This is a genomic window from Steroidobacter denitrificans, assembly GCF_001579945.1.
In the GTDB taxonomy this organism is placed as follows: Bacteria; Pseudomonadota; Gammaproteobacteria; order Steroidobacterales; family Steroidobacteraceae; genus Steroidobacter; species Steroidobacter denitrificans.
The window spans coordinates 451,197-469,898 of sequence record NZ_CP011971.1; the positions used below are offsets into that span (position 1 = coordinate 451,197).

At 59.6% G+C, this 18,702-nt stretch carries 16 protein-coding genes, 1 pseudogene and 1 riboswitch; of the genes and pseudogenes, 11 read left to right on the plus strand and 6 right to left on the minus strand.

The features are described from left to right. Nucleotides 1-129: 129 nt before the first annotated feature. Nucleotides 130-1,023 (minus strand): bifunctional methylenetetrahydrofolate dehydrogenase/methenyltetrahydrofolate cyclohydrolase FolD, encoded by an 894-nt coding sequence (folD, locus tag ACG33_RS01910; protein ID WP_066918242.1) that lies wholly within the window; start codon nucleotides 1,021-1,023, stop codon nucleotides 130-132. A gap of 312 nt (nucleotides 1,024-1,335) precedes the next feature. Here folD and ACG33_RS01915 point away from each other — a divergent pair, with 312 nt between their 5' ends. The 3 genes from ACG33_RS01915 (at nucleotide 1,336) to ahcY (ending at nucleotide 5,064) form a co-directional block, all read left to right on the plus strand. Then, the gene (locus ACG33_RS01915; protein WP_066918244.1) at nucleotides 1,336-2,316 is read left to right on the plus strand and encodes a carbohydrate kinase family protein; all 981 of its coding nucleotides are present in this window, start codon (nucleotides 1,336-1,338) and stop codon (nucleotides 2,314-2,316) included. Then, a complete protein-coding gene (gene metK / locus ACG33_RS01920; RefSeq protein ID WP_066918246.1) occupies nucleotides 2,313-3,497 on the plus strand; it encodes a methionine adenosyltransferase in 1,185 nt (394 codons plus the stop codon). The genes ACG33_RS01915 and metK overlap by 4 nt, the downstream gene beginning before the upstream one ends. Before the next feature lie 13 nt (nucleotides 3,498-3,510). Then, a riboswitch (S-adenosyl-L-homocysteine riboswitch) is annotated at nucleotides 3,511-3,601 on the plus strand. A 17-nt stretch (nucleotides 3,602-3,618) separates the two neighbouring features. Continuing rightward, nucleotides 3,619-5,064 (plus strand): adenosylhomocysteinase, encoded by a 1,446-nt coding sequence (ahcY, locus tag ACG33_RS01925; protein ID WP_066922686.1) that lies wholly within the window; start codon nucleotides 3,619-3,621, stop codon nucleotides 5,062-5,064. Nucleotides 5,065-5,137: 73 nt separating this feature from the next. Here ahcY and ACG33_RS01930 read toward each other — a convergent pair whose 3' ends face one another. Further along, nucleotides 5,138-5,854 (minus strand): hypothetical protein, encoded by a 717-nt coding sequence (locus ACG33_RS01930; RefSeq protein ID WP_066918248.1) that lies wholly within the window; start codon nucleotides 5,852-5,854, stop codon nucleotides 5,138-5,140. A gap of 363 nt (nucleotides 5,855-6,217) precedes the next feature. Here ACG33_RS01930 and ACG33_RS01935 point away from each other — a divergent pair, with 363 nt between their 5' ends. The 6 genes from ACG33_RS01935 (at nucleotide 6,218) to ACG33_RS01960 (ending at nucleotide 11,025) form a co-directional block, all read left to right on the plus strand. Then, nucleotides 6,218-6,541, plus strand: a complete 324-nt coding sequence (locus ACG33_RS01935) for a hypothetical protein (protein WP_210399139.1) — start codon at nucleotides 6,218-6,220, stop codon at nucleotides 6,539-6,541. 126 nt (nucleotides 6,542-6,667) lie between these two features. Further along, complete coding sequence (locus ACG33_RS01940; RefSeq protein WP_066918252.1) at nucleotides 6,668-7,633, plus strand: MBL fold metallo-hydrolase; 966 nt, start codon at nucleotides 6,668-6,670, stop codon at nucleotides 7,631-7,633. Between the two features lie 109 nt (nucleotides 7,634-7,742). After that, nucleotides 7,743-8,009, plus strand: a complete 267-nt coding sequence (locus ACG33_RS01945) for a GlsB/YeaQ/YmgE family stress response membrane protein (protein WP_066918254.1) — start codon at nucleotides 7,743-7,745, stop codon at nucleotides 8,007-8,009. A 274-nt stretch (nucleotides 8,010-8,283) separates the two neighbouring features. Further along, a complete protein-coding gene (locus tag ACG33_RS01950; protein ID WP_066918255.1) occupies nucleotides 8,284-9,888 on the plus strand; it encodes an ABC-F family ATPase in 1,605 nt (534 codons plus the stop codon). A gap of 415 nt (nucleotides 9,889-10,303) precedes the next feature. Next, complete coding sequence (locus tag ACG33_RS01955) at nucleotides 10,304-10,582, plus strand: RNA recognition motif domain-containing protein (protein WP_066918257.1); 279 nt, start codon at nucleotides 10,304-10,306, stop codon at nucleotides 10,580-10,582. Between the two features lie 128 nt (nucleotides 10,583-10,710). Then, nucleotides 10,711-11,025: a DUF167 domain-containing protein gene (locus ACG33_RS01960; protein WP_083536361.1), complete on the plus strand. Its 315-nt coding sequence runs from the start codon at nucleotides 10,711-10,713 to the stop codon at nucleotides 11,023-11,025. Between the two features lie 32 nt (nucleotides 11,026-11,057). On the opposite strand, the gene ACG33_RS01965 is transcribed toward ACG33_RS01960, so the two are convergent. Genes ACG33_RS01965 through ACG33_RS01975 form a run of 3 tightly spaced genes read right to left on the minus strand, consistent with a single transcriptional unit; the run spans nucleotide 11,058 to nucleotide 14,552 of the window. Beyond that, nucleotides 11,058-12,281, minus strand: a complete 1,224-nt coding sequence (locus ACG33_RS01965; RefSeq protein ID WP_066918260.1) for a dihydrolipoamide acetyltransferase family protein — start codon at nucleotides 12,279-12,281, stop codon at nucleotides 11,058-11,060. Next, on the minus strand, nucleotides 12,278-13,294 hold the full coding sequence (locus tag ACG33_RS01970; RefSeq protein WP_066918262.1) for an alpha-ketoacid dehydrogenase subunit beta: 1,017 nt from the start codon (nucleotides 13,292-13,294) through the stop codon (nucleotides 12,278-12,280). Before ACG33_RS01970 ends, ACG33_RS01965 begins: the two co-directional genes overlap by 4 nt. Nucleotides 13,295-13,304: 10 nt before the next feature. Further along, the gene (locus ACG33_RS01975; RefSeq protein ID WP_066918264.1) at nucleotides 13,305-14,552 is read right to left on the minus strand and encodes a thiamine pyrophosphate-dependent enzyme; all 1,248 of its coding nucleotides are present in this window, start codon (nucleotides 14,550-14,552) and stop codon (nucleotides 13,305-13,307) included. Between the two features lie 212 nt (nucleotides 14,553-14,764). Here ACG33_RS01975 and ACG33_RS01980 point away from each other — a divergent pair. Continuing rightward, nucleotides 14,765-15,244, plus strand: a pseudogene (locus tag ACG33_RS01980) (Lrp/AsnC ligand binding domain-containing protein); the annotation flags it as partial. 595 nt (nucleotides 15,245-15,839) lie between these two features. Here ACG33_RS01980 and ACG33_RS01985 read toward each other — a convergent pair. Continuing rightward, on the minus strand, nucleotides 15,840-16,061 hold the full coding sequence (locus ACG33_RS01985) for a hypothetical protein (RefSeq protein ID WP_066918267.1): 222 nt from the start codon (nucleotides 16,059-16,061) through the stop codon (nucleotides 15,840-15,842). A gap of 112 nt (nucleotides 16,062-16,173) precedes the next feature. Here ACG33_RS01985 and ACG33_RS01990 point away from each other — a divergent pair, with 112 nt between their 5' ends. Next, nucleotides 16,174-18,570, plus strand: a complete 2,397-nt coding sequence (locus ACG33_RS01990) for a TonB-dependent receptor (protein WP_066918269.1) — start codon at nucleotides 16,174-16,176, stop codon at nucleotides 18,568-18,570. Nucleotides 18,571-18,702 lie beyond the last annotated feature (132 nt).

An 18,702-nucleotide genomic window follows, 5' to 3' on the forward strand; every position in this document is an offset into this window, starting at 1 on the left:
TCGGAGGCATCCCAAGAAGATTTCCTTGGGCCGTATCGCCCGCCGTTTTGACGTTGGCCGTCATCCGGGGCGCTCGACCGCCATCCCGAGGACTCGGCTGCCATTCCGATGAGTCGACTGCCATTCCGATCAGGGAGCGAGTTGTTCGGCTGTTGGGCCGAAACGAATACGCTGGGCCGCATTGAGGGTATTCAGCAGCAGACAGGCGATCGTCATCGGGCCTACGCCGCCCGGGACGGGAGTGATCGCGCCGGCGCGCAGCACGGCGCTGTCGTAATCCACATCGCCGACCAGGCGAGATTTGCCGCTGCCGTCGTCGATGCGGTTGATGCCTACGTCGATGACGACGGCTCCAGGCCGAATCCATGCGCCGGCGATCGCCCGCGGACGGCCGATCGCGGCCACCAGAATATCCGACTCGGCGCATAGTTGCGGCAGGTCGCGCGTGCGCGAATGCGCAATCGTTACGGTACAGTCATTCTGCAGCAACAACTGGGCCATGGGTTTGCCGACGATGTTGGAGCGTCCGATGACCAGGGCGCGCTTGCCGGACATGACCGGTATGACCTGGCGAATCAACGATAGGCAGCCCAGGGGCGTACAAGGCACGGTGGCCGGTTCGCCCAGCGACAGGCGGCCGACGTTGATGGCATGAAAACCATCGGCATCCTTGGATGGATCGATTGCTGCAAGGACCGCCGAGTCGTCGACTCCCGGGGGAAGCGGCAGCTGTACCAGGATACCGTGCACATCCTCGCGCGCATTCAATGCTTTCACCAGATCGATGAGTTCCTGTGTCGTGGCGCCGATGGGTAGACGATGATCGAAGTGGCGAATGCCGGCAGCCTGCGCCTGGCGTGTCTTATTGCCGACATAGACCTGGCTGGCAGGATCCTCGCCTACCAGGATGACCGCCAGTCCGGGCACCAGTGAGTGGCTGACTGCGAGTTCGGCAACACGAGCGGTAATACGTGCATGCAGACGCTGCGCTGTGGCGCGGCCGTCGATGATCGTGGCAGTCATATGAATTTTCCCTCAAGGACGGCGTCGAAATCCGCAAAGCCGGGAATTGTCGGGGTCCGTCATTCCGCTGGCAAGCCTGCTGCGCGTAGCTTTGCCGCAGATCCTCCAGTGCGTTTTGCAGGATTCATGGGATGAGCGGCAGGCCGGTACGGCAGGATGGCCGATATCGAGGTGTATGTCCTTCAATTCGGGGGTTATTCGTGGCAACTTGCCCATTCGAGGTGCCGCTTGCCATACAATTCCGGTCCTTGCCGCCCGGGTTGGGGCGGCGGCACTCCGGCAAGTTCTCCAGGTATCCATCATCGAAAGCCGATGACTACACGACTACAGAAGAAAGCCCTGATTTGCGGCTCTGTCGCCTTCGATACGATCATGGTGTTCGAGGATCGTTTCAGAAATCACATTCTGCCCGACAAGATACATATGCTGAATGTGTCGTTTCTGGTGCCCAGAATCCGGCGCGAATTCGGGGGGTGTGCCGGAAATATCGCCTACAACCTGCATCTGCTGGGCGATGTCGGCTATCCAATGGCGACCGTCGGGCACGACTTCGGTCCGTATGCGCAATGGATGCAGGAACGTGGCGTGCCTGGAGATCACATCAGGGTCATCGATGACGAACACACCGCCCAGGGCTTCGTCACGACCGATCTGGATGACAATCAGATATGGGCATTTCATCCAGGCGCGATGCAGCAGGCGCATGTCAACCAGGTTTCCGAGGCGTCCGATGTCGCAATCGGTATCGTAGCGCCGGACGGCCGTGAGGGCATGCTGCAGCATGCCGCGCAGTTCGCCGCACAGAACACGCCTTTCATTTTCGATCCTGGTCAGGGATTGCCGATGTTCAATGGTGATGAACTGAAGGCCTTCATTGCCCAGGCGACCTGGTTGGCGGTGAACGATTACGAGTGGCAGGTGGTGCAACAGAAAACCGGCTGGACGGCCGGCGATGCACTGAATCATGTGCGGGCGCTGATCGTCACGCGCGGCGCGGAAGGGTCCGTGATCCATACTGCGGATGGCGAACTGCATGTTCCGTGCGCCAAGCCGGCAGCGATCGTCGATCCGACCGGGTGCGGTGACGCCTATCGTGCAGGTCTGTTGCATGGCTTGCTGCATGAACTGGACTGGGAGACCACCGGGCGCATCGCCTCATTGCTGGGAGCGATCAAAATCGAGTTTCGCGGTACCCAAAATCATCGCTTCACGCCGCAGGAATTCGAGCGGCGGTATCGAGAGAATTTCAGAGTAGACCTGTCCCTTGCGACTTCAGGAACCCACCTATCATGAGCAGCAGTTATCTATTCACATCCGAGTCGGTTTCCGAAGGGCATCCGGACAAGGTATCGGATCAGATCTCGGATGCGATCCTGGATGCGATCCTGGCGCAGGACAAGCATTCGCGCGTGGCGGCGGAAACGCTGTGCAATACGGGACTGGTCATCCTTGCCGGGGAGATCACCTCGAACGCCGCGGTCGACTATCAGTCGATCGCTCGCGAAACCATTCGCCGCATCGGCTATGACAACACCGATTTCGGTATCGACTATAAGGGCTGCGCCGTACTGGTGGCCTATGACAAGCAGTCGCCGGACATTGCCCAGGGCGTCGACGAAGGGCGGGGACTCGATCTCGATCAGGGCGCAGGCGATCAGGGCCTGATGTTCGGTTATGCCTGCGATGAAACGCCGGAACTGATGCCCCTGCCTATCTATCTGGCGCATCGCCTGGTGGAGCGCCAGGCGCAGTTGCGCCACTCCGGGGCGCTGTCATGGCTGCGTCCCGATGCAAAATCGCAGGTCACGGTCAGGTATGTCGATGGACGTCCCAAGGAGATCGATACCGTCGTCCTGTCCACCCAGCACCACCCGGATGTGGACCACGCTACGTTGTCCCAGGCCGTGATCGAGGAAATCATCAAGCCGGTCCTGCCGCAGGAAATGATCGGTAAAAAGATCAATTATCTGGTCAATCCCACGGGTCGCTTCGTCATCGGCGGGCCGCAGGGTGATTGCGGGCTGACCGGACGCAAGATCATCGTGGATACCTATGGCGGTGCTGCGCCGCATGGCGGCGGTGCGTTTTCCGGCAAGGATCCTTCGAAAGTGGACCGTTCGGCAGCCTATGCCGCTCGTTACGTCGCCAAGAACATCGTGGCGTCCGGGCTGGCGGCGAAGGCTCAGGTGCAGGTGTCGTATGCCATCGGCGTCGCTCGGCCCACCAGTATCATGGTCACCACGTTCGGCACCGGCAAGATTGCCGATGAACAACTCGAGGAACTGGTCACCAAGCATTTCGATCTGCGTCCGAAAGGCATCGTGCAGATGTTGGATCTGCTACGGCCCATTTACGAAAAAACGGCTGCTTATGGGCATTTCGGCCGCTCGGAACCGGGGTTCACCTGGGAAAAGACCGACAAGGCCGAAGCACTGGCGCTCGATGCAGGAGTCAAACGAGCGGTAAACGGCTAAACTATCCTATCCGCGCGCTGAGGGGCGCTGCAGCAGGTCAGGATTTTCCCGCCTGCCAGGCTCGGTGCGCACACTGCCATCTACGGCAACGGCGCCCATTCATCTATATATGGAGCTGAACATGAGCGCAGTTGCAACGCCGAATGCCTCGGCCGGACGCAATTCAACCCCGTTCGCCGGCGACTTTCATGTTGCCGATCTGTCCCTGGCCGACTGGGGACGCAAAGAGATCCTGATCGCCGAGACGGAGATGCCTGGCCTGATGGCGATCCGCGAGGAGTTCGCAAAGTCGCAGCCCCTGAAAGGGGCGCGAATCACCGGGTCCTTGCACATGACGATCCAGACCGCGGTATTGATCGAAACGCTCGAGGCGCTGGGTGCGCAGGTGCGCTGGGCTTCCTGCAATGTGTTTTCGACCCAGGATCATGCTGCCGCGGCGATCGCAGCCGGAGGTACTCCGGTGTTCGCCTACAAGGGCGAGTCGCTGCAGGAGTACTGGGAATTCACGCATCGCATTTTTGCGTGGCCCGACGGTGGTTATTCGAACATGATCCTCGACGATGGCGGCGATGCGACTTTGCTGTTGCACCTGGGCGCGCGTGCCGAGGCCGACCCGGCCGTATTGTCGAAACCCGGCAGCGATGAGGAAATTGCGTTGTTCGATTCGATCAGGGCGAAGTTGAAGACCGATGCGTCCTGGTATTCGACCCGCTTGAAACAGATCAAGGGGGTGACGGAGGAGACGACCACAGGCGTCAATCGCCTGTACCAGATGGCCAAAGAGGGCAAACTGGCTTTCCCCGCCATCAATGTCAACGATTCAGTCACCAAGAGCAAGTTCGACAATTTGTATGGTTGTCGCGAATCGCTGCTGGACGGCATCAAGCGGGCGACCGACGTCATGATTGCCGGCAAGATTGCCGTCATCTGCGGCTACGGCGACGTCGGCAAGGGATCGGCACAGGCCATGCGCTCGCTGTCCGCGCAGGTGTGGATTACCGAGATCGACCCGATCTGTGCGTTACAGGCGGCGATGGAAGGTTACCGCGTAGTCACGATGGAAGAAGCTGCCGACAAGGGCGATATATTTGTAACGACGACCGGTAACTTTCATGTGATTACCCACGATCATATGAAGCGTATGAAGAACAATGCCATCGTGTGCAACATCGGACACTTCGATAATGAGATCGATGTGGCCTCGCTGCGTAAGTACACCTGGGAAAGCATCAAGCCGCAGGTCGATCACATCATTTTCCCGGACGGCAAGCGCATCATTCTGCTGGCCGAAGGGCGCCTGGTAAATCTCGGCTGCGCGACCGGACACCCGTCCTATGTCATGAGTTCATCATTCGCCAACCAGACACTGGCGCAGATCGAGTTGTTCGCGAACACACGGGAGTATCCGATCGGCGTTCATGTGTTGCCGAAGCATCTGGACGAGAAGGTGGCGCGGCTTCAACTGGCGAAGCTGGGCGTGCAGCTCACGCAGCTGACCGATGAGCAGGCCCGGTATATCGGGGTGCCGAAGGAAGGACCGTACAAGCCCGATCATTATCGCTACTGATCAGTGTAGGCGGATCCGGCGAACGCCGGATCCGCCGCTGTAAGCAAGCATGCCGGCCAAGCACACCGATGACTCAGTGATCGGCTGTTGCACTGCCGGTGGGCGCATCCGGTGCGGGCAGTGCCATCAGTGCGGAGACCGTCAGTGCAGGGGTCGTGGTATCCAGTTGCTTCGGTACGCAACGCAATTGGTCGGTAAGCACGCGAACCGATAACTTCGGCAGCACGTGGTCGCGCAGACCCTCCATGAGCTCGCAATCTCCAGGCTTCAGATCCAGCTTGCGGTCGCGGGAGAGCTCTATGGTTCTCCATTCCGCGGGGAATGCATCGCTGCCGATCGTGGGTTCGAGTCCCAGCTGCCGGAGCAGCTTTTGTTCGCTTTCACCCAGAGGGGAAGCAGGGGGCTGTGTGGTTGCAACCGGTGTTGCCGTCGTGATCGTCACGAAGAAATTCCGGGAGGGCCGATTCAGGCTGCAGCCGCTGGCGCGCACTTTCGTTTTTGGGTGCGCTCCGAGCGCCAACAGCATGTCCTTGATGCGTCTTTCTGCCGCGATGCAATCATAGGCTGTCGTGAAACCTGAGTAGGAGTATCTGATTTCCTGAGGATACCAGACGGCCTCGATGGTCTTCGTATCATGGGCCTGCGGAGCATGGATTGGGGTGTCTTCGGCAGGACCGGGCGCAGCATTCGCTGTAACCAGCGGACCGGTGATCAGCGTCAAGGCTGCGAATGTCAGCAGGGCGGTCGTACATCCGAGTAGGAAACGAGAACGGATCAGCAGCGTGCGCATGTTGACTCTCCTCCATATGATATCGGTCGTTCAGGCCGCATCTTCTACCAGGGTTGGCCTTTACCAATGAGATCGGAAAAAACGAGCGGCGTTCCATGGAGAAATGCTCCTACCGATTAAAATTCGTTCATGATCGCCATGCGTCAGAACGGCGCAGTCCGGGTGTCAAGGTGCGGATATCTTCAGCATATACACCTTGGATGGGTTCATTGACAAATCGTCTTTCCGCACCTGTCCATACGTTAGGTAGGTATATTTCTCACATTGTTATGCAGCTCTTGCGCGTCCAGAATGCAGCGGATTGTCAACGCTACGGGGATGCATGATCCTGGCGATCGAGACAATGAAGAGGGAGGTGCAGCCATGTCTCCTGAAGGGCCGAGCGTTGTTTGCAAGGTGATTCATACGACGTGCGCCGCCTGTGGCGCTTTCACGGAGTATGACGGCACCCGTGCGATGAATGTTCGCCAGCTGCGAGTATTGCGCGAGCAGCGCTGCCTGCGTTGCGGTGAGCGGGGTCGTACGGTGATCGCGATGCTGTCGTGCCATGCGAAATCATACCGTTTACGTAAACTGCCGTTGAATCCCCTGGGAACGTTCCCATCGGCGCGGTTCAAAGAAGCGAACGAGCGGCCGGGGGTCGTTGATCTGCAGGGGTTTAGGGCGCGCGGTGGTATCAGCGCATAAGGGGGCGACGCATAGTCGATCTCGAGTCGCGGCTTGTATCGGCGTGCCGAGATCCCTGAAGCAGTGGCTCAAATACCCTGGATATCGTGCATGGCGTGCAGATGAAAGGAACAGTATCATTCTCCGATGAACGTATTCTTTGAACGTATCGATCACGGTATCACGGTGATCGATACGGGATTTGTTCGACCCAGGTTCGATGCAAGCTATCTGCTGGTGGAGAATGGACGCGCAGCCTTCGTCGATACGGGTCCCAACAGTGCTGTCCCACGGCTGCTGGCGGCGCTGCAGAGGCATGGATTGACGCCGCCGGACGTCGACTATGTCATCCCCACCCATGTGCATCTTGATCATGCCGGCGGTGTAGGCTTATTGATGCAGCAACTACCGCGGGCGCAGTTGGTCATACATCCACGTGGCGTACGGCACATGACCGATCCCGCGGCGCTGATGGAAGGGGTGCGCGCCGTGTATGGAGCCGAAGTGGCGGCGCGCGACTATGGAGAACTCGTACCTGTTCCAGCCGATCGAGTAGTTGCAACCGAGGATGGGATGGTGGTCGAACTCGGCGGACGGGCGCTGCGATTTGCCCATACTCCGGGGCATGCACGCCATCATCACTGTATCTGGGATGAAGTCAGCGCAGGATGGTTCACTGGTGATGCCTTCGGGTTGGCGTATCCGGAATTGCATACCCCTGCCGGACCCTATGTCGTACCTGCTACTGCGCCGGTACAATTCGATCAAATTGCGCTGCACACTTCGGTCGAGCGTTTGTTGGCGGAGCAACCGAGCCGTATGTATCTAACCCACTATGGCGAGGTACGGGATCCGCAAAAACTTGCGAGACAGTTACTGCGGCAAGTCGATGCCATGGCGGATGCCGCGCGCGCCCTGGCCCAGGCGGGATTGCGGGGGCGCGGCCCGGCCCATCGTCATGAGCAGTTGAAACGAGTCTTCAAGGATATCTATTTCACCGAACTGCGCTCGATGGGGTGTTCGCTCGATGAGGCCACCCTCCAGGATGTGCTGGGGATGGATATCGAACTCAATGCCCAGGGACTGGGTGTCTGGCTCGACAAGGCAGCGTGATTGGCCCCGCAACGGTAGCGGGTTGAGCGGCGGATCCGCGGGCGTTCTTGGAACCAGACTCGGTCTCGCGTCATTATCATGATCGGATCCGAAATTTCCGGAGGTGGTTATGGGTATCCTGATATGGTTGATCGTAGGCGGAATCTGCGGCTGGCTGGCTAGTATCATTATGCGAACCGATGCGCAACAAGGTATTTTTCTCAATGTCGTCGTGGGTATCGTGGGTGCGCTGCTGGCAGGATTCATCATCTCCCCGTTGATCGGAGTCGGTACGATCAACGAAGGTATTTCGATCGCGACATTCCTGGTGTCGCTGGCGGGAGCCGTCGTGCTGCTGGCCATCGTCAATCTTTTCCGGCGCGGCAGCGTGCGCTGAGGTAAGGCGCGCAGCTTCGGGCCTGCGCAGCCTCGATTTCGGCCAGCCCTGCCCTGTCGCGGCCATTTCGGCTAAACTTGAGGCTTGGGGGCGTTTTGCATGACGCAGTACCGCGTTCGCGGTGCCGCCTTGACGCCCGTTTCGCCGGAATTCCCGGCGGATACATCCAGAGGCCACGGGCCCGTCAGCGGCCGATACCCGTCGCGCAGGGGAATGGCGAATTGCGCGTCACTGAGGCGAATTATTCGGGCGCATACGTCGTCCACGGGAAAACATGCTTTCTACTTCCAATGTCACGGTTCAATTCGGCGCCAAGCCGCTGTTCGAGAATGTCACGGTAAAATTCGGCGACGGCAATCGCTACGGGCTCATCGGCGCCAACGGCTGCGGCAAATCCACGCTGATGAAGGTTCTGGGCGGTGAGCTGGAGCAGAACGCCGGCGAAGTCATGCTGGAGACCGGAATGCGGCTGGGACGGCTCAACCAGAACCAGTTCGCTTATGAGGATCAGCGCGTGCTCGACGTGGTCATGCAGGGCCATGTGGAGATGTGGGAGGCGATGCAGGAGCGGGACCGCATCTATGCGGATCCCGAGGCCACTGACGATGACTACATGAAGGCGGCGGAACTGGAGGCGAGGTTCGCCGAGTTCGGCGGCTACGATGCCGAGTCGCGCGCCGCCAGTATTCTCACCGCTGCCGGCATCGGTCCTGTCTATCACGATGGGCCTATGCGGGAGGTGGCGCCGGGTTGGAAATTGCGCGTATTGCTTGCACAGGCCTTGTTCTCCCGGCCGGACGTATTGTTGCTGGATGAGCCGACGAACAATCTGGACATCCATTCGATCCGCTGGCTCGAGGGCGTGCTGAACCAGTATGACGCCACCATGATCATCATCAGTCATGACCGGCATTTTCTGAACCAGGTCTGTACGCATATCGCCGATTTGGATTACGGGCAGGTCAAGATCTATCCGGGTAATTATGACGATTTCATGCTTGCCTCCACCCAGGCCCGTGCTCGTGTCGAAGCTGCGAATGCCAAGGCACGCGATCGTATTTCGGACTTGCAGGAATTCGTACGCCGCTTCTCCGCGAATGCTTCCAAGGCGCGTCAGGCGACCTCGCGCTTGAAGCAGATCGACAAGATCAAGATCGAGGAGATCAAGCCGTCCTCGCGTCAGAACCCGTATATTCGTTTCGAGCAGGCGAAAAAGCTGTATCGCAATGCCGTCGCCGTGGAAGAGTTGAGCTTTCGATATCCGGACAGCGATACCGACGTGCTCGACAACATCAGCTTCGGCGTCGAGGCAGGCGAACGCATCGCAATCATCGGTCCCAATGGGGTCGGCAAGACGACCTTGATGCGCTGCCTGGCCGGAGAATTGGTGCCGACGCGGGGCAGCGTCGAGTGGGTGGAGAACGCGCAGATCGGTTACATGCCGCAGGATCCGCAGGCCCAGTTCATGCAGCCTGTCGATTTGCTCAACTGGATGAGTGAATGGCGCAGCAAGAGCGACGACGAACAGATCGTACGCGCCACGCTGGGTCGACTGCTGTTCTCGGGTGATGAAACCCGCAAGTCCGTGAAGGTATTGTCGGGCGGCGAGAAGGGCCGGATGATCTACGGCAAGCTGATGCTGGTCAGGCCGAACGTCATGCTCCTGGACGAGCCGACAAATCATATGGATATGGAGACGATCGAATCCTTGCAGATCGGCTTGGAGAAATACCCCGGTACGCTGATCTTCGTATCTCACGATCGTGAATTCGTCTCGGGGCTGGCGACTCGCATCATCGAACTGCGGCCGGGGGGCGCGGCAGTCGATTTTCGGGGCAGCTACGACGAGTATCTGGGCTCCCAGGGCATCGCCGCCTGAACGGTTCCCCAAGCCGGTCCCGGCCCTTTCCCGGTATCGGTGCCAGGCACCGGATCCGGGAGAGCCGGATCCAGGATCGATCCGTCATCGGGTTGCGGGGTTCTGGAACGGACCTGCTGGTAATACTTGTTGGACCAGGCAGAACCGGCGGATGACGGGGTGGCCGGTGGTGCGGAGGAGCTGTCCGTGCGAATTTACTGTTCACGGCCGCAGGTTCCTGTATAGTGTGCAAGGCTCGTAACTGTTCTCTTTATGCTTCTTGACCGCGCGCAGCCTTAGCGTTTCTCCGGTCAACTCTAACTAAATCGAATCGTTTTCGAACCAAGTGCCGATGAGCCCGGTGGGCTCGTCATGTTTTTACGACGCGTTTTTGTGCTGAGCTGACCTCGGTTCGCGTCCGATTGTGAGTGATCGAATGAGTAAGATTTATGTGGGCAATCTGCCCTTTTCCGCCGATGAGAATGCGGTGCGTGAGCTGTTTCAGCAGCATGGCACCGTTGAATCCGTGGCGCTGATCAATGATCGCGAGACCGGCCGTCCGCGTGGCTTCGGCTTCGTGGAAATGCCGCGTGCCGACGCGGCACGCGCGATCCAGGCCCTGAACGGCCAGGATATGGGCGGGCGCCCGCTGCGCGTCAACGAGGCGCAGGACAAGCCCCGCGGCGGCGGCGGCGGCGGCCAGCGTCGCTGGTAATCGCCTTTTCGGCGCCCCCGCCTGCGCGGGGGCTGCCGTTTCGACCCTTCCGGCGGCCTGTATCTTCCAGGCCTGCATACTATTGTTGCGGCCGGCTCGTCCGGCGCTCGACAAGACCGGGGGTATTCATGACCGGTCCCATTCGCTTTCATGTCTATGTTCAACCGCGCGCTTCCCGGACCGAGGTTGCGGGCACTCATGATGATTGTGTGAAGATCCGGCTTGCCGCGCCGCCCGTGGATGGCGCGGCGAACGCCGCCCTAGTGGCGTTCATCGCGGATCGTTTGGGAATCGCAAAATCGCGCGTGCGCATTGCCGCTGGACAGTCGGCACGTCGCAAGCTCGTGGAAATCGACGCTCCCGTCGATGGCCTTGCCGGCTGCCAGCCCGGCGATCGCATGAACCGGCTGGCCGCCGCACAGGTTAGCGCCGCCCTTCGGTAAACCCTGCGGGCCAAGCCCCGGATATCCGGTCCCTAATCCCGAATGAAGATCATCGCCGGCTGTTCCAGGTAGGTCTTCAATGTCTGGATCGCTTCGGCGGCGTCGTAGCCGTCGATGAAGCGGTGGTCGAACGACGAGGATAGATTCATCATCAGGCGCACGGCGATGTTGCCGTTGTGGACGACAGGACGTTCGACGCTCTTGTTGATACCGATGATGGCAATCTCCGGCGCATTGATGATCGGTGTGGAGACGATGCCGCCCAACCTGCCCAGGCTGGTGATCGTGATCGTCGATCCGCGCAACTCGTCGCGGCCAGCCGTGCCATGGCGGGCCGCTTCGGTCACCCGGCGAATTTCCGCAGCAACCTCCCGCAGCGTCATGGCTTCCACATGCCGTACGACGGGTACTTTCAGGCCGTCGGGGGTCTGCGTGGCGATGCCGAGATGAATGCCGCTGTGCTGAACCAGTACGCTGCGTTCGGCATCGTACAAGGCGTTACATTTGGGAAAGTGCTCGAGGGTTCGCGCCAGCGCCAGTGCCAGCAGCGGTAGGTACGTGTAGTGCACCGCATCGCCGGACAGTCGTGTGTTGAGGTGTTGCCTTAATCGCTCGAGTTCGGTGACATCGACTTCTTCCACATAGGCGAAGTGAGGAATGTTGCGTTTGGACTCGCTGACGCGCTGGGCGCCGATACGGCGTACACCCAGGATACGAATTTCCTCGGTGGCGGTTCGCCGGACGGTGTCGCCGCGCCGCGGCGATCGATGCTCTTGGGTGCCGGACGAGTGTTCGCTCAACGCAGCGTCGAGGTCTTCCCGCAGGATCCGGCCGTCACGACCGGTACCGGTGATCGTCGTCAGGTCGATGCCTGCTTTGCGCGCCCGCAGGCGCGTGGCGGGAGATGTCATGATCCTGCTCGAAGCCGGTATGGCCGTGGATCTCTCCAGGGGTTCACTTTGCGGCGGGTCGGCAGCGGGGCCGCTGCGGGGCGATGCGCTGCTCGGTATCGGCGAATCGGTCTCGATGACAAGCAACTCGGCGCCGACGGCAATGGCATCGCCGGGCTGGCCACCCAGGGAAACGACCCGGCCGGAGACCGGCGCCGGCATTTCCATAACGGCCTTGTCGGTCGACATCTCGACCATGGGCTGGTCCTCCTGGATGACATCGCCCGGCTTGACGCGCCAGAGGACGATTTCCGAGGATACCGTGCCTTCGCCCAGATCAGGCAGTTTGACGACGTGCCGGGTCATGAGGCCTCCAAGGTTGCCTTGATCGCGGCCGACACGCGCGCCTGTCCGGGGAAGTATTCCCATTCGAACGCATGGGGATAAGGGGTATCCCAGCCTGCGACGCGCTGGATCGGGGCTTCCAGGTGCCAGAAGCAGTCCTCCTGGATGCTGGCGAGAATTTCCGCGCCGAACCCGGCGAAGCGTGTTGCTTCGTGTGCGACGATGCAGCGCCCGGTCTTTTTGACCGACGCGGCAATGGTTTCCACATCCAACGGAGCGATCGTGCGCAGGTCGATGATCTCCGCATCCACGCCCAGGCCCCGGGCGCTCGCCAGGCAGACGTGCACCATGGTCCCATAGGTCACGATCGTGACCTGGCCGCCGGGCCGGATGATTTCGGCCAGGCCGATCGGTACGCGATAATGCCCTTCGGGCACATTCCCCCTGGGATGTGAACTCCAAGCCGTCGCCGGCTTGTCAGGATCGCCGTCGAAAGGGCCGTTGTAGAGCCGCTTGGGTTCGAAGAACACCACTGGATCCTCGTCCTCGATGGCGGAGATCAGCAGCCCTTTGGCATCGTAGGGATTGGAGGGCATGACGACCTTCAGGCCGCAGATATGAGCGAACAAGGCCTCCGGACTCTGGGAGTGCGTCTGGCCGCCGCGAATGCCGCCGCCGCAGGGCGTGCGTATCGTCACCGGCGCGGCGAACTCTCCACCGGTGCGGTAGCGGATGCGGGCCAACTCGCTGACGATCTGATCGTAGGCGGGGTAGATGTAGTCGGCAAACTGAATCTCCGCCACCGGTCGAAGTCCATTGACCGCCATACCGATGGCAGCTGCGACGATACCGCCTTCGGTGATGGGCGTGTCGAGCACGCGGTGTTCGCCATACTTGCGCTGCAGGCCGTCTGTGGTGCGGAAAACACCGCCGAAATAACCGACGTCCTCTCCCAGGACGACGACGCCGGGATCCCGCGCCATCATGACATCCATGGCGGAATTGAGCGCCTGGATCATGTTCATATGACTCATGGCTGCTGGCTCATGGCTTTGCCCGCTCCTGCGCCAGTTGCCGGCGTTGGCGCTCCAGATTGCTGGTTCTTTCCTTGAGCACGTCGTCGAACATGGTATCGGGATCCAGCTGTGGACCGTCGCTCAAGGTGCCGTACGTGGTCGCTTCGCGCCAGGCGGCGGCCACCTCTTCTTCGCATTGTCGGATCAATAAGCTCTCGCGCTCCTCCGACCATGCGTCCAGCGCGATCAGATGCGATTTGAGGCGTTCGATGGGATCTCCAAGAGGCCAGTGTTCCCAATCGTCCTTGGGACGATATCGCGAGGGATCATCGCTGGTGGAGTGCGGGGCGGCGCGATAAGTGACCAGTTCGATCAGGGTGGGACCGGCACCGGTGCGGGCGCGAGCGGCGGCCCACTGGGTCACTGCGTAGACGGCCAGAAAGTCGTTGCCGTCGACCCGGATGCCCGGGAGGCCGTAGCCCGGACCGCGCGCCGCGAAGCAGCGTTGTTCGCCGCCGGCAAAGGTCTGGAACGTCGAGATTGCCCACTGATTGTTGACGACGTTGAGAATCACCGGGGCCTTGTAGACTTCCGCGAACAGCAGGGCATTGTGAAAATCCGCTTCGGCCGTACTGCCGTCACCCACCCAGCTGGCGGCGACATGATCTTCGTTCTTGATCGCAGCGGCCATTGCCCAGCCAACGGCCTGCGGAAACTGAGTGGCCAGATTGCCGGAAATGGAAAACAACCTGCCCTCGCGCCAGTGGTACATGACCGGTAGTTGACGCCCCTTGCACATGTCCCGTGTGTTCGATAGCAACTGGCACATCAGGTCCACCAGCTTGCGTCCACGAGTGATATGCAACCCCTGATTTCGATATGAAGGAAACAGCATGTCGCCGGGGCGCAGCGCCATGCATTGCGCCACCGAGACGGCTTCTTCGCCGGTCGACTTTATATAGAACGTGATCTTGCCCTGGCGCTGTGCACGATGCATGCGATCATCGAAGATCCGCGTCAACAACATGTGGCGCAGTCCGAGTTCCAGGTCGGAGGGCGCCAGGTGCGGGTTCCATGGCCCCACCGCGCGGTGATCGTCGTCCAGTACACGCACCATCGAATCGGCAAGATATTCGATCTGTGACGTCGGTGCATTCGGATCCGGCCGCTCAACCGCGCCGGCCGGCGAGAGGACGACATAGCTGAAATCCGGCGCTTCGCCGGGCCGCGCCGGCGGGCGTGGAACATGTAGACGGGATCGTGGGATCGAGCTCATGTACGCGCCTCCTGAATCATGCATCCGCCCCGGGGGGCGCGGCGTGCCGCCGCTGCCGCTCCGCGCGGCCCGGTCGGCGCCGCGCGACACCAGGCCGGATGTGCACCGGATCGAGTATCAGCATAACGAACTACGTTATATATAAAACATAAGTATTATTTTCTATAATTTGATAAATATATGGTTGATTCAGCTGTATACAGGAGCGCTCGATGACCGCCGACCCTGTCGCCCGGGCACTGGACCGCGTGGATCGGCAATTGCTCGCTTTATTGCAGAAAGATGGCCGTCTGACGGTCGCCGAACTGGCGCGAACCGTCAATCTGACGCTGACTCCCTGTATCGAGCGTGTCCGGCGCCTGGAACGCGATGGTTATATCGAGGGCTATTTCGCCCGGCTCAGTCCGCGGCACCTCGGGCAGCCGTTGCTGGCGTTCACCGAGGTCACGCTCGATCATGCTGCGCCGGATGTGATCCAGGCCTTCAGGGAGGCGGTGCAGCAGGTCGAGGAGATCAGCGAATGCCACTTGGTCGCCGGCGGGTTCGACTTTCTCCTCAAGGCTCGCGTGCGGGACATGGACGACTACCGGCGCGTGCTGGGTGATCACATCGCCGGCGTGCCCGGCGTGCGTCATACGCAAACCTATTTTGTGCTGGAGGAAGTGAAATCGACCCATGCGCTGCCTATCCGCGGCCCGGAACCTGCACGCAAGTCCGGGGCAACAGTCGTCCGCGCCGGCATACGTTCGAAATCCGGCCGCCGGCGCTGAAGCGCATCGCGGCGTTCGTGTGGCTCGGTTTGTGAACCTTGCAATTGACCACCTGCTCGTGCGTACAGCCGTTTGGTTGAACCATTCAGAAGTCCTTCGATCATGTTGTGATGTCTATTGCAGCGTACTGGCTGCTACGATCGGTATGCATGATCAGACCCGCCGCCGGTTTGCGGCGCCACGACTCTGGGATGGATGCCGAGCTCTCTGTAACCAGTCGTTCCGTTGCCATCGCGTTGTCTCCTCGCCGTGAGTGCTACCGCATGCTTATCTAGACCACAGCGACATCATCGACTGCCTTACGCGAGTTTAACCGGTGGCCATAACAGAACGTTTGTGTAGCATGCGAGCATGAAAACATAGCGGATGGTTCGCGTTTCTTTACCCAGCTCATCAATTCCCGGCGAGCGACGAAACCGCTTCGAAGGATGGGCCAATGGCATTGGCAGCAGGAAGGGCGACCTGTCATTGATGACAGTTCTCGTGCTAAATAACTCTCAGGTATAACACCTATAAATTAAGCAAGCGCGAATACCCGGCAACCGGACAGCATCATGAATGGCTTATGGGCGACATGGATCTCATCAGCGATCATCTGAATAAATAAATTAAATAGCCGAAAGTTGCATTGGCCATAAAGATCGACAAGGCGGATACGCGAGCAATGCAACGGCACTAGAGCTTGCCGGGTTGGGCAGGGCATGAAGCCGCGTGGCGTCTGCTCAGCCACCTCGATCATGTGCAGGAACTCAACCCGGATTTCGTCGCTGTGATGAACAGTCCGGTCGTGATAGGAGTAACGCCACCCACCATGGTGGGTGTACCGATTACAGCGGAGTACAGGAGGTCAAATGAATCGTCTCGTGCCGCATGTTTCCCAGTTGCAAGGGATCGGTTCGACCTATTCGTTCGCACGCTCAACTCTCGTCTCGACGTTGGGCGGCTGCATCGCGGCCCTGTCGTTCGCGACTGCCACCGGTGCCGAGACCGATGTGGTTTCTCAGGGCGCCAGCGCAACGGGTGTCGGCATCGAAGAAGTGATGGTGACAGCACGTCGCCGCAGCGAATCGGTGGATCGTGTGCCGATGTCGATCGCCGTCGTCGATGCTGGTTCATTGAACGCACGTGGAGTCTTTAGTCCGACCGCGTTCAACGAAGCAGTTCCAGGATTGCGCGTGAACGCACAGATAGGCGATCGCAACTGGCTGATTCCGAACATTCGCGGCCAGGGTCAGACCTACGGCTCGCGGGCTCCTAGCGTCGTGCCCTACTTGGCGGAAGTGCCCCTTTCGGTACTGAGCACCGAAAGCTTCTTCGACCTCGAGAATGTACAGGTTCTCAAGGGTCCGCAAGGTACGCTGTTTGGAAAGGTGACCGACGGTGGGGCGATCCTCCTCACACCAAACCGTCCGAGGGAGAAGTTCGGCGGTGAGCTGCAGATCAAGAGCGGAAATTACGACCTGCAGGGTCTCGATGCGGTCATCAATACCCCGATTGTCGAGGATAAGGTGCTGTTCCGTGCAGCCGCGCAGATCAAACGGCGCGACGGCTTCACGATCGATCGCGCGACGGGCAAGGACTATGACAACGTCCACTACAGCGCCTTCCGCGCAGGCCTGACGCTTAAGCTAACCGATTCACTCGAGAACTACACTCTCGTGCAGTACCAGCGCGCAAATGAGAATGGCACCGGAAGCATCATGTCGTACTACAACCCCGCGCTGCCGACGCCGGAGTTGCTCGGCCTGCCTGCGATCGTGGATGAAAATCTAGCTGCCGGACCGCGCTCGACGATTCTGTGGCCTGACCTGCACTCGGAGCGCAAGACGTTGTTTGTCTCCAATACAACGACTTGGAAGATCTCCGACTCGCTCACCCTGAAGAACATCATGGGTTACGTTGACCGTAAGGACCAGTCGTCGGCCGATTACGATGGCTCAATACTGCCGTTGGTAGATTTCAGACAAGTCAATATGCCGAATTTTTGGGTTCGGCAGTACAGTGAAGAACTGCAACTTCAAGGCTCCTCGCTCGGCGGTAAGTTGGAATGGATTACGGGGCTGTATGCCGATTACAGCCATCCGGGCGGTACCGCTGGCAACGAGCGCGTGATGTTCTTCGTAGGGGATGTCGCGATTGTGCACGAGGACAATAGCAGCATTGCCACATTCGCACAGGGATCCTACGACCTGTCCGAGTCATTGCTCGATGGGCTGAAGTTTACCCTAGGCGCCCGCTATACATACGAGTACAACAAGAGCTATACGTTTCAGTCGGAGACTACACCTACGCAGCCCCCGCAGCCCACATACGTGTGCCTCATACAAGGTGTTTCGCCCGATTGCGTGAATCGGGCCGCGAGCCATCAGGACGCCGTCACGTACAACATCGGACTCGATTATCAGGTTACGCCCGACACGTTGCTCTATCTCGTCACTCGCAAGGGCTATAAGGGCGGTGGCTATCAGGTCTACATTGCACGCCCGGACTTCAATCACTACGACGCGGAGACGATTAAGGACGTAGAGCTCGGTGTGAAAAGCGCATTCAATGTCGGCGGTATGCGGGGCCGCGTGAATCTCGCCGGCTTCTATGCCAAGCAGGACGACATTCAGCGCCTCTCTATTGTCGTGGACACTACGGTTACACCGCCGACGCCGTATTCGTTCATTGCGAATGCCGCTTCGGCAACCGTCAAAGGCATCGATTTCGAGGCATCGCTCCTGCCGTTCGAAGGACTCAGGTTCGACCTGCGGTATACCTATACGGATTACCGGTATGATAGGACGGCTGCGGGATTGGCAGCCTGTGATGCGGTAAAATCTTCGACGAGCACGGCAGGTTTTTGTGCGCTCAACTGGGCACCGGGCACGCCGGAGAATCAGGTGTCGGCCTCGCTCAGCTACACATTGCCCATGAATCCGCAGTACGGTGAGATCACGATTGGTGTGGATTACTCCTATCAGGATGATCTTGCGTTGACCGACGAGAGCTACACCTCGAGCCTGACCGGCAACAATTACAATGGTATCGAACCGGCGTTTGATCTGATCAATGCGACACTCACGTGGCAGAGCATGTTCGGCCGGCCGCTCGATCTGAGCGTCTTCGGTACCAATCTCAACAATACGGTGTACCGAACCGGTGTGAATAATTTGAGCAGTAACGTTGGGTTCGCCTCGTATTTCTACGGCGAGCCACGCATGTACGGCGCGTCGCTCAAATATCGATTCGGTGCGAGCCGATAATGATAGCGCACCGGTCCGATGCCCTTTGCATGGGTGGTACCGCCATATACAGCGGCCCGTACGGCGCCAATACGACGGAGAATCTGCCGGCACGGTGGGTTGGCTTTGGGGGAATCGATCAGGGAATTCGGC

Bases quoted from the DNA above. Each gene is read 5' to 3' on its own strand.
- folD (WP_066918242.1), bottom strand. From the start codon at position 1,023: ATGACTGCCACGATCATCGACGGCCGCGCCACAGCGCAGCGTCTGCAT.
- ACG33_RS01915 (WP_066918244.1), top strand. From the start codon at position 1,336: ATGACTACACGACTACAGAAGAAAGCCCTGATTTGCGGCTCTGTCGCC.
- metK (WP_066918246.1), top strand. From the start codon at position 2,313: ATGAGCAGCAGTTATCTATTCACATCCGAGTCGGTTTCCGAAGGGCAT.
- ahcY (WP_066922686.1), top strand. From the start codon at position 3,619: ATGAGCGCAGTTGCAACGCCGAATGCCTCGGCCGGACGCAATTCAACC.
- ACG33_RS01930 (WP_066918248.1), bottom strand. From the start codon at position 5,854: ATGCGCACGCTGCTGATCCGTTCTCGTTTCCTACTCGGATGTACGACC.
- ACG33_RS01935 (WP_210399139.1), top strand. From the start codon at position 6,218: ATGTCTCCTGAAGGGCCGAGCGTTGTTTGCAAGGTGATTCATACGACG.
- ACG33_RS01940 (WP_066918252.1), top strand. From the start codon at position 6,668: ATGAACGTATTCTTTGAACGTATCGATCACGGTATCACGGTGATCGAT.
- ACG33_RS01945 (WP_066918254.1), top strand. From the start codon at position 7,743: ATGGGTATCCTGATATGGTTGATCGTAGGCGGAATCTGCGGCTGGCTG.
- ACG33_RS01950 (WP_066918255.1), top strand. From the start codon at position 8,284: ATGCTTTCTACTTCCAATGTCACGGTTCAATTCGGCGCCAAGCCGCTG.
- ACG33_RS01955 (WP_066918257.1), top strand. From the start codon at position 10,304: ATGAGTAAGATTTATGTGGGCAATCTGCCCTTTTCCGCCGATGAGAAT.
- ACG33_RS01960 (WP_083536361.1), top strand. From the start codon at position 10,711: ATGACCGGTCCCATTCGCTTTCATGTCTATGTTCAACCGCGCGCTTCC.
- ACG33_RS01965 (WP_066918260.1), bottom strand. From the start codon at position 12,281: ATGACCCGGCACGTCGTCAAACTGCCTGATCTGGGCGAAGGCACGGTA.
- ACG33_RS01970 (WP_066918262.1), bottom strand. From the start codon at position 13,294: ATGAGTCATATGAACATGATCCAGGCGCTCAATTCCGCCATGGATGTC.
- ACG33_RS01975 (WP_066918264.1), bottom strand. From the start codon at position 14,552: ATGAGCTCGATCCCACGATCCCGTCTACATGTTCCACGCCCGCCGGCG.
- ACG33_RS01985 (WP_066918267.1), bottom strand. From the start codon at position 16,061: ATGATCGAGGTGGCTGAGCAGACGCCACGCGGCTTCATGCCCTGCCCA.
- ACG33_RS01990 (WP_066918269.1), top strand. From the start codon at position 16,174: ATGAATCGTCTCGTGCCGCATGTTTCCCAGTTGCAAGGGATCGGTTCG.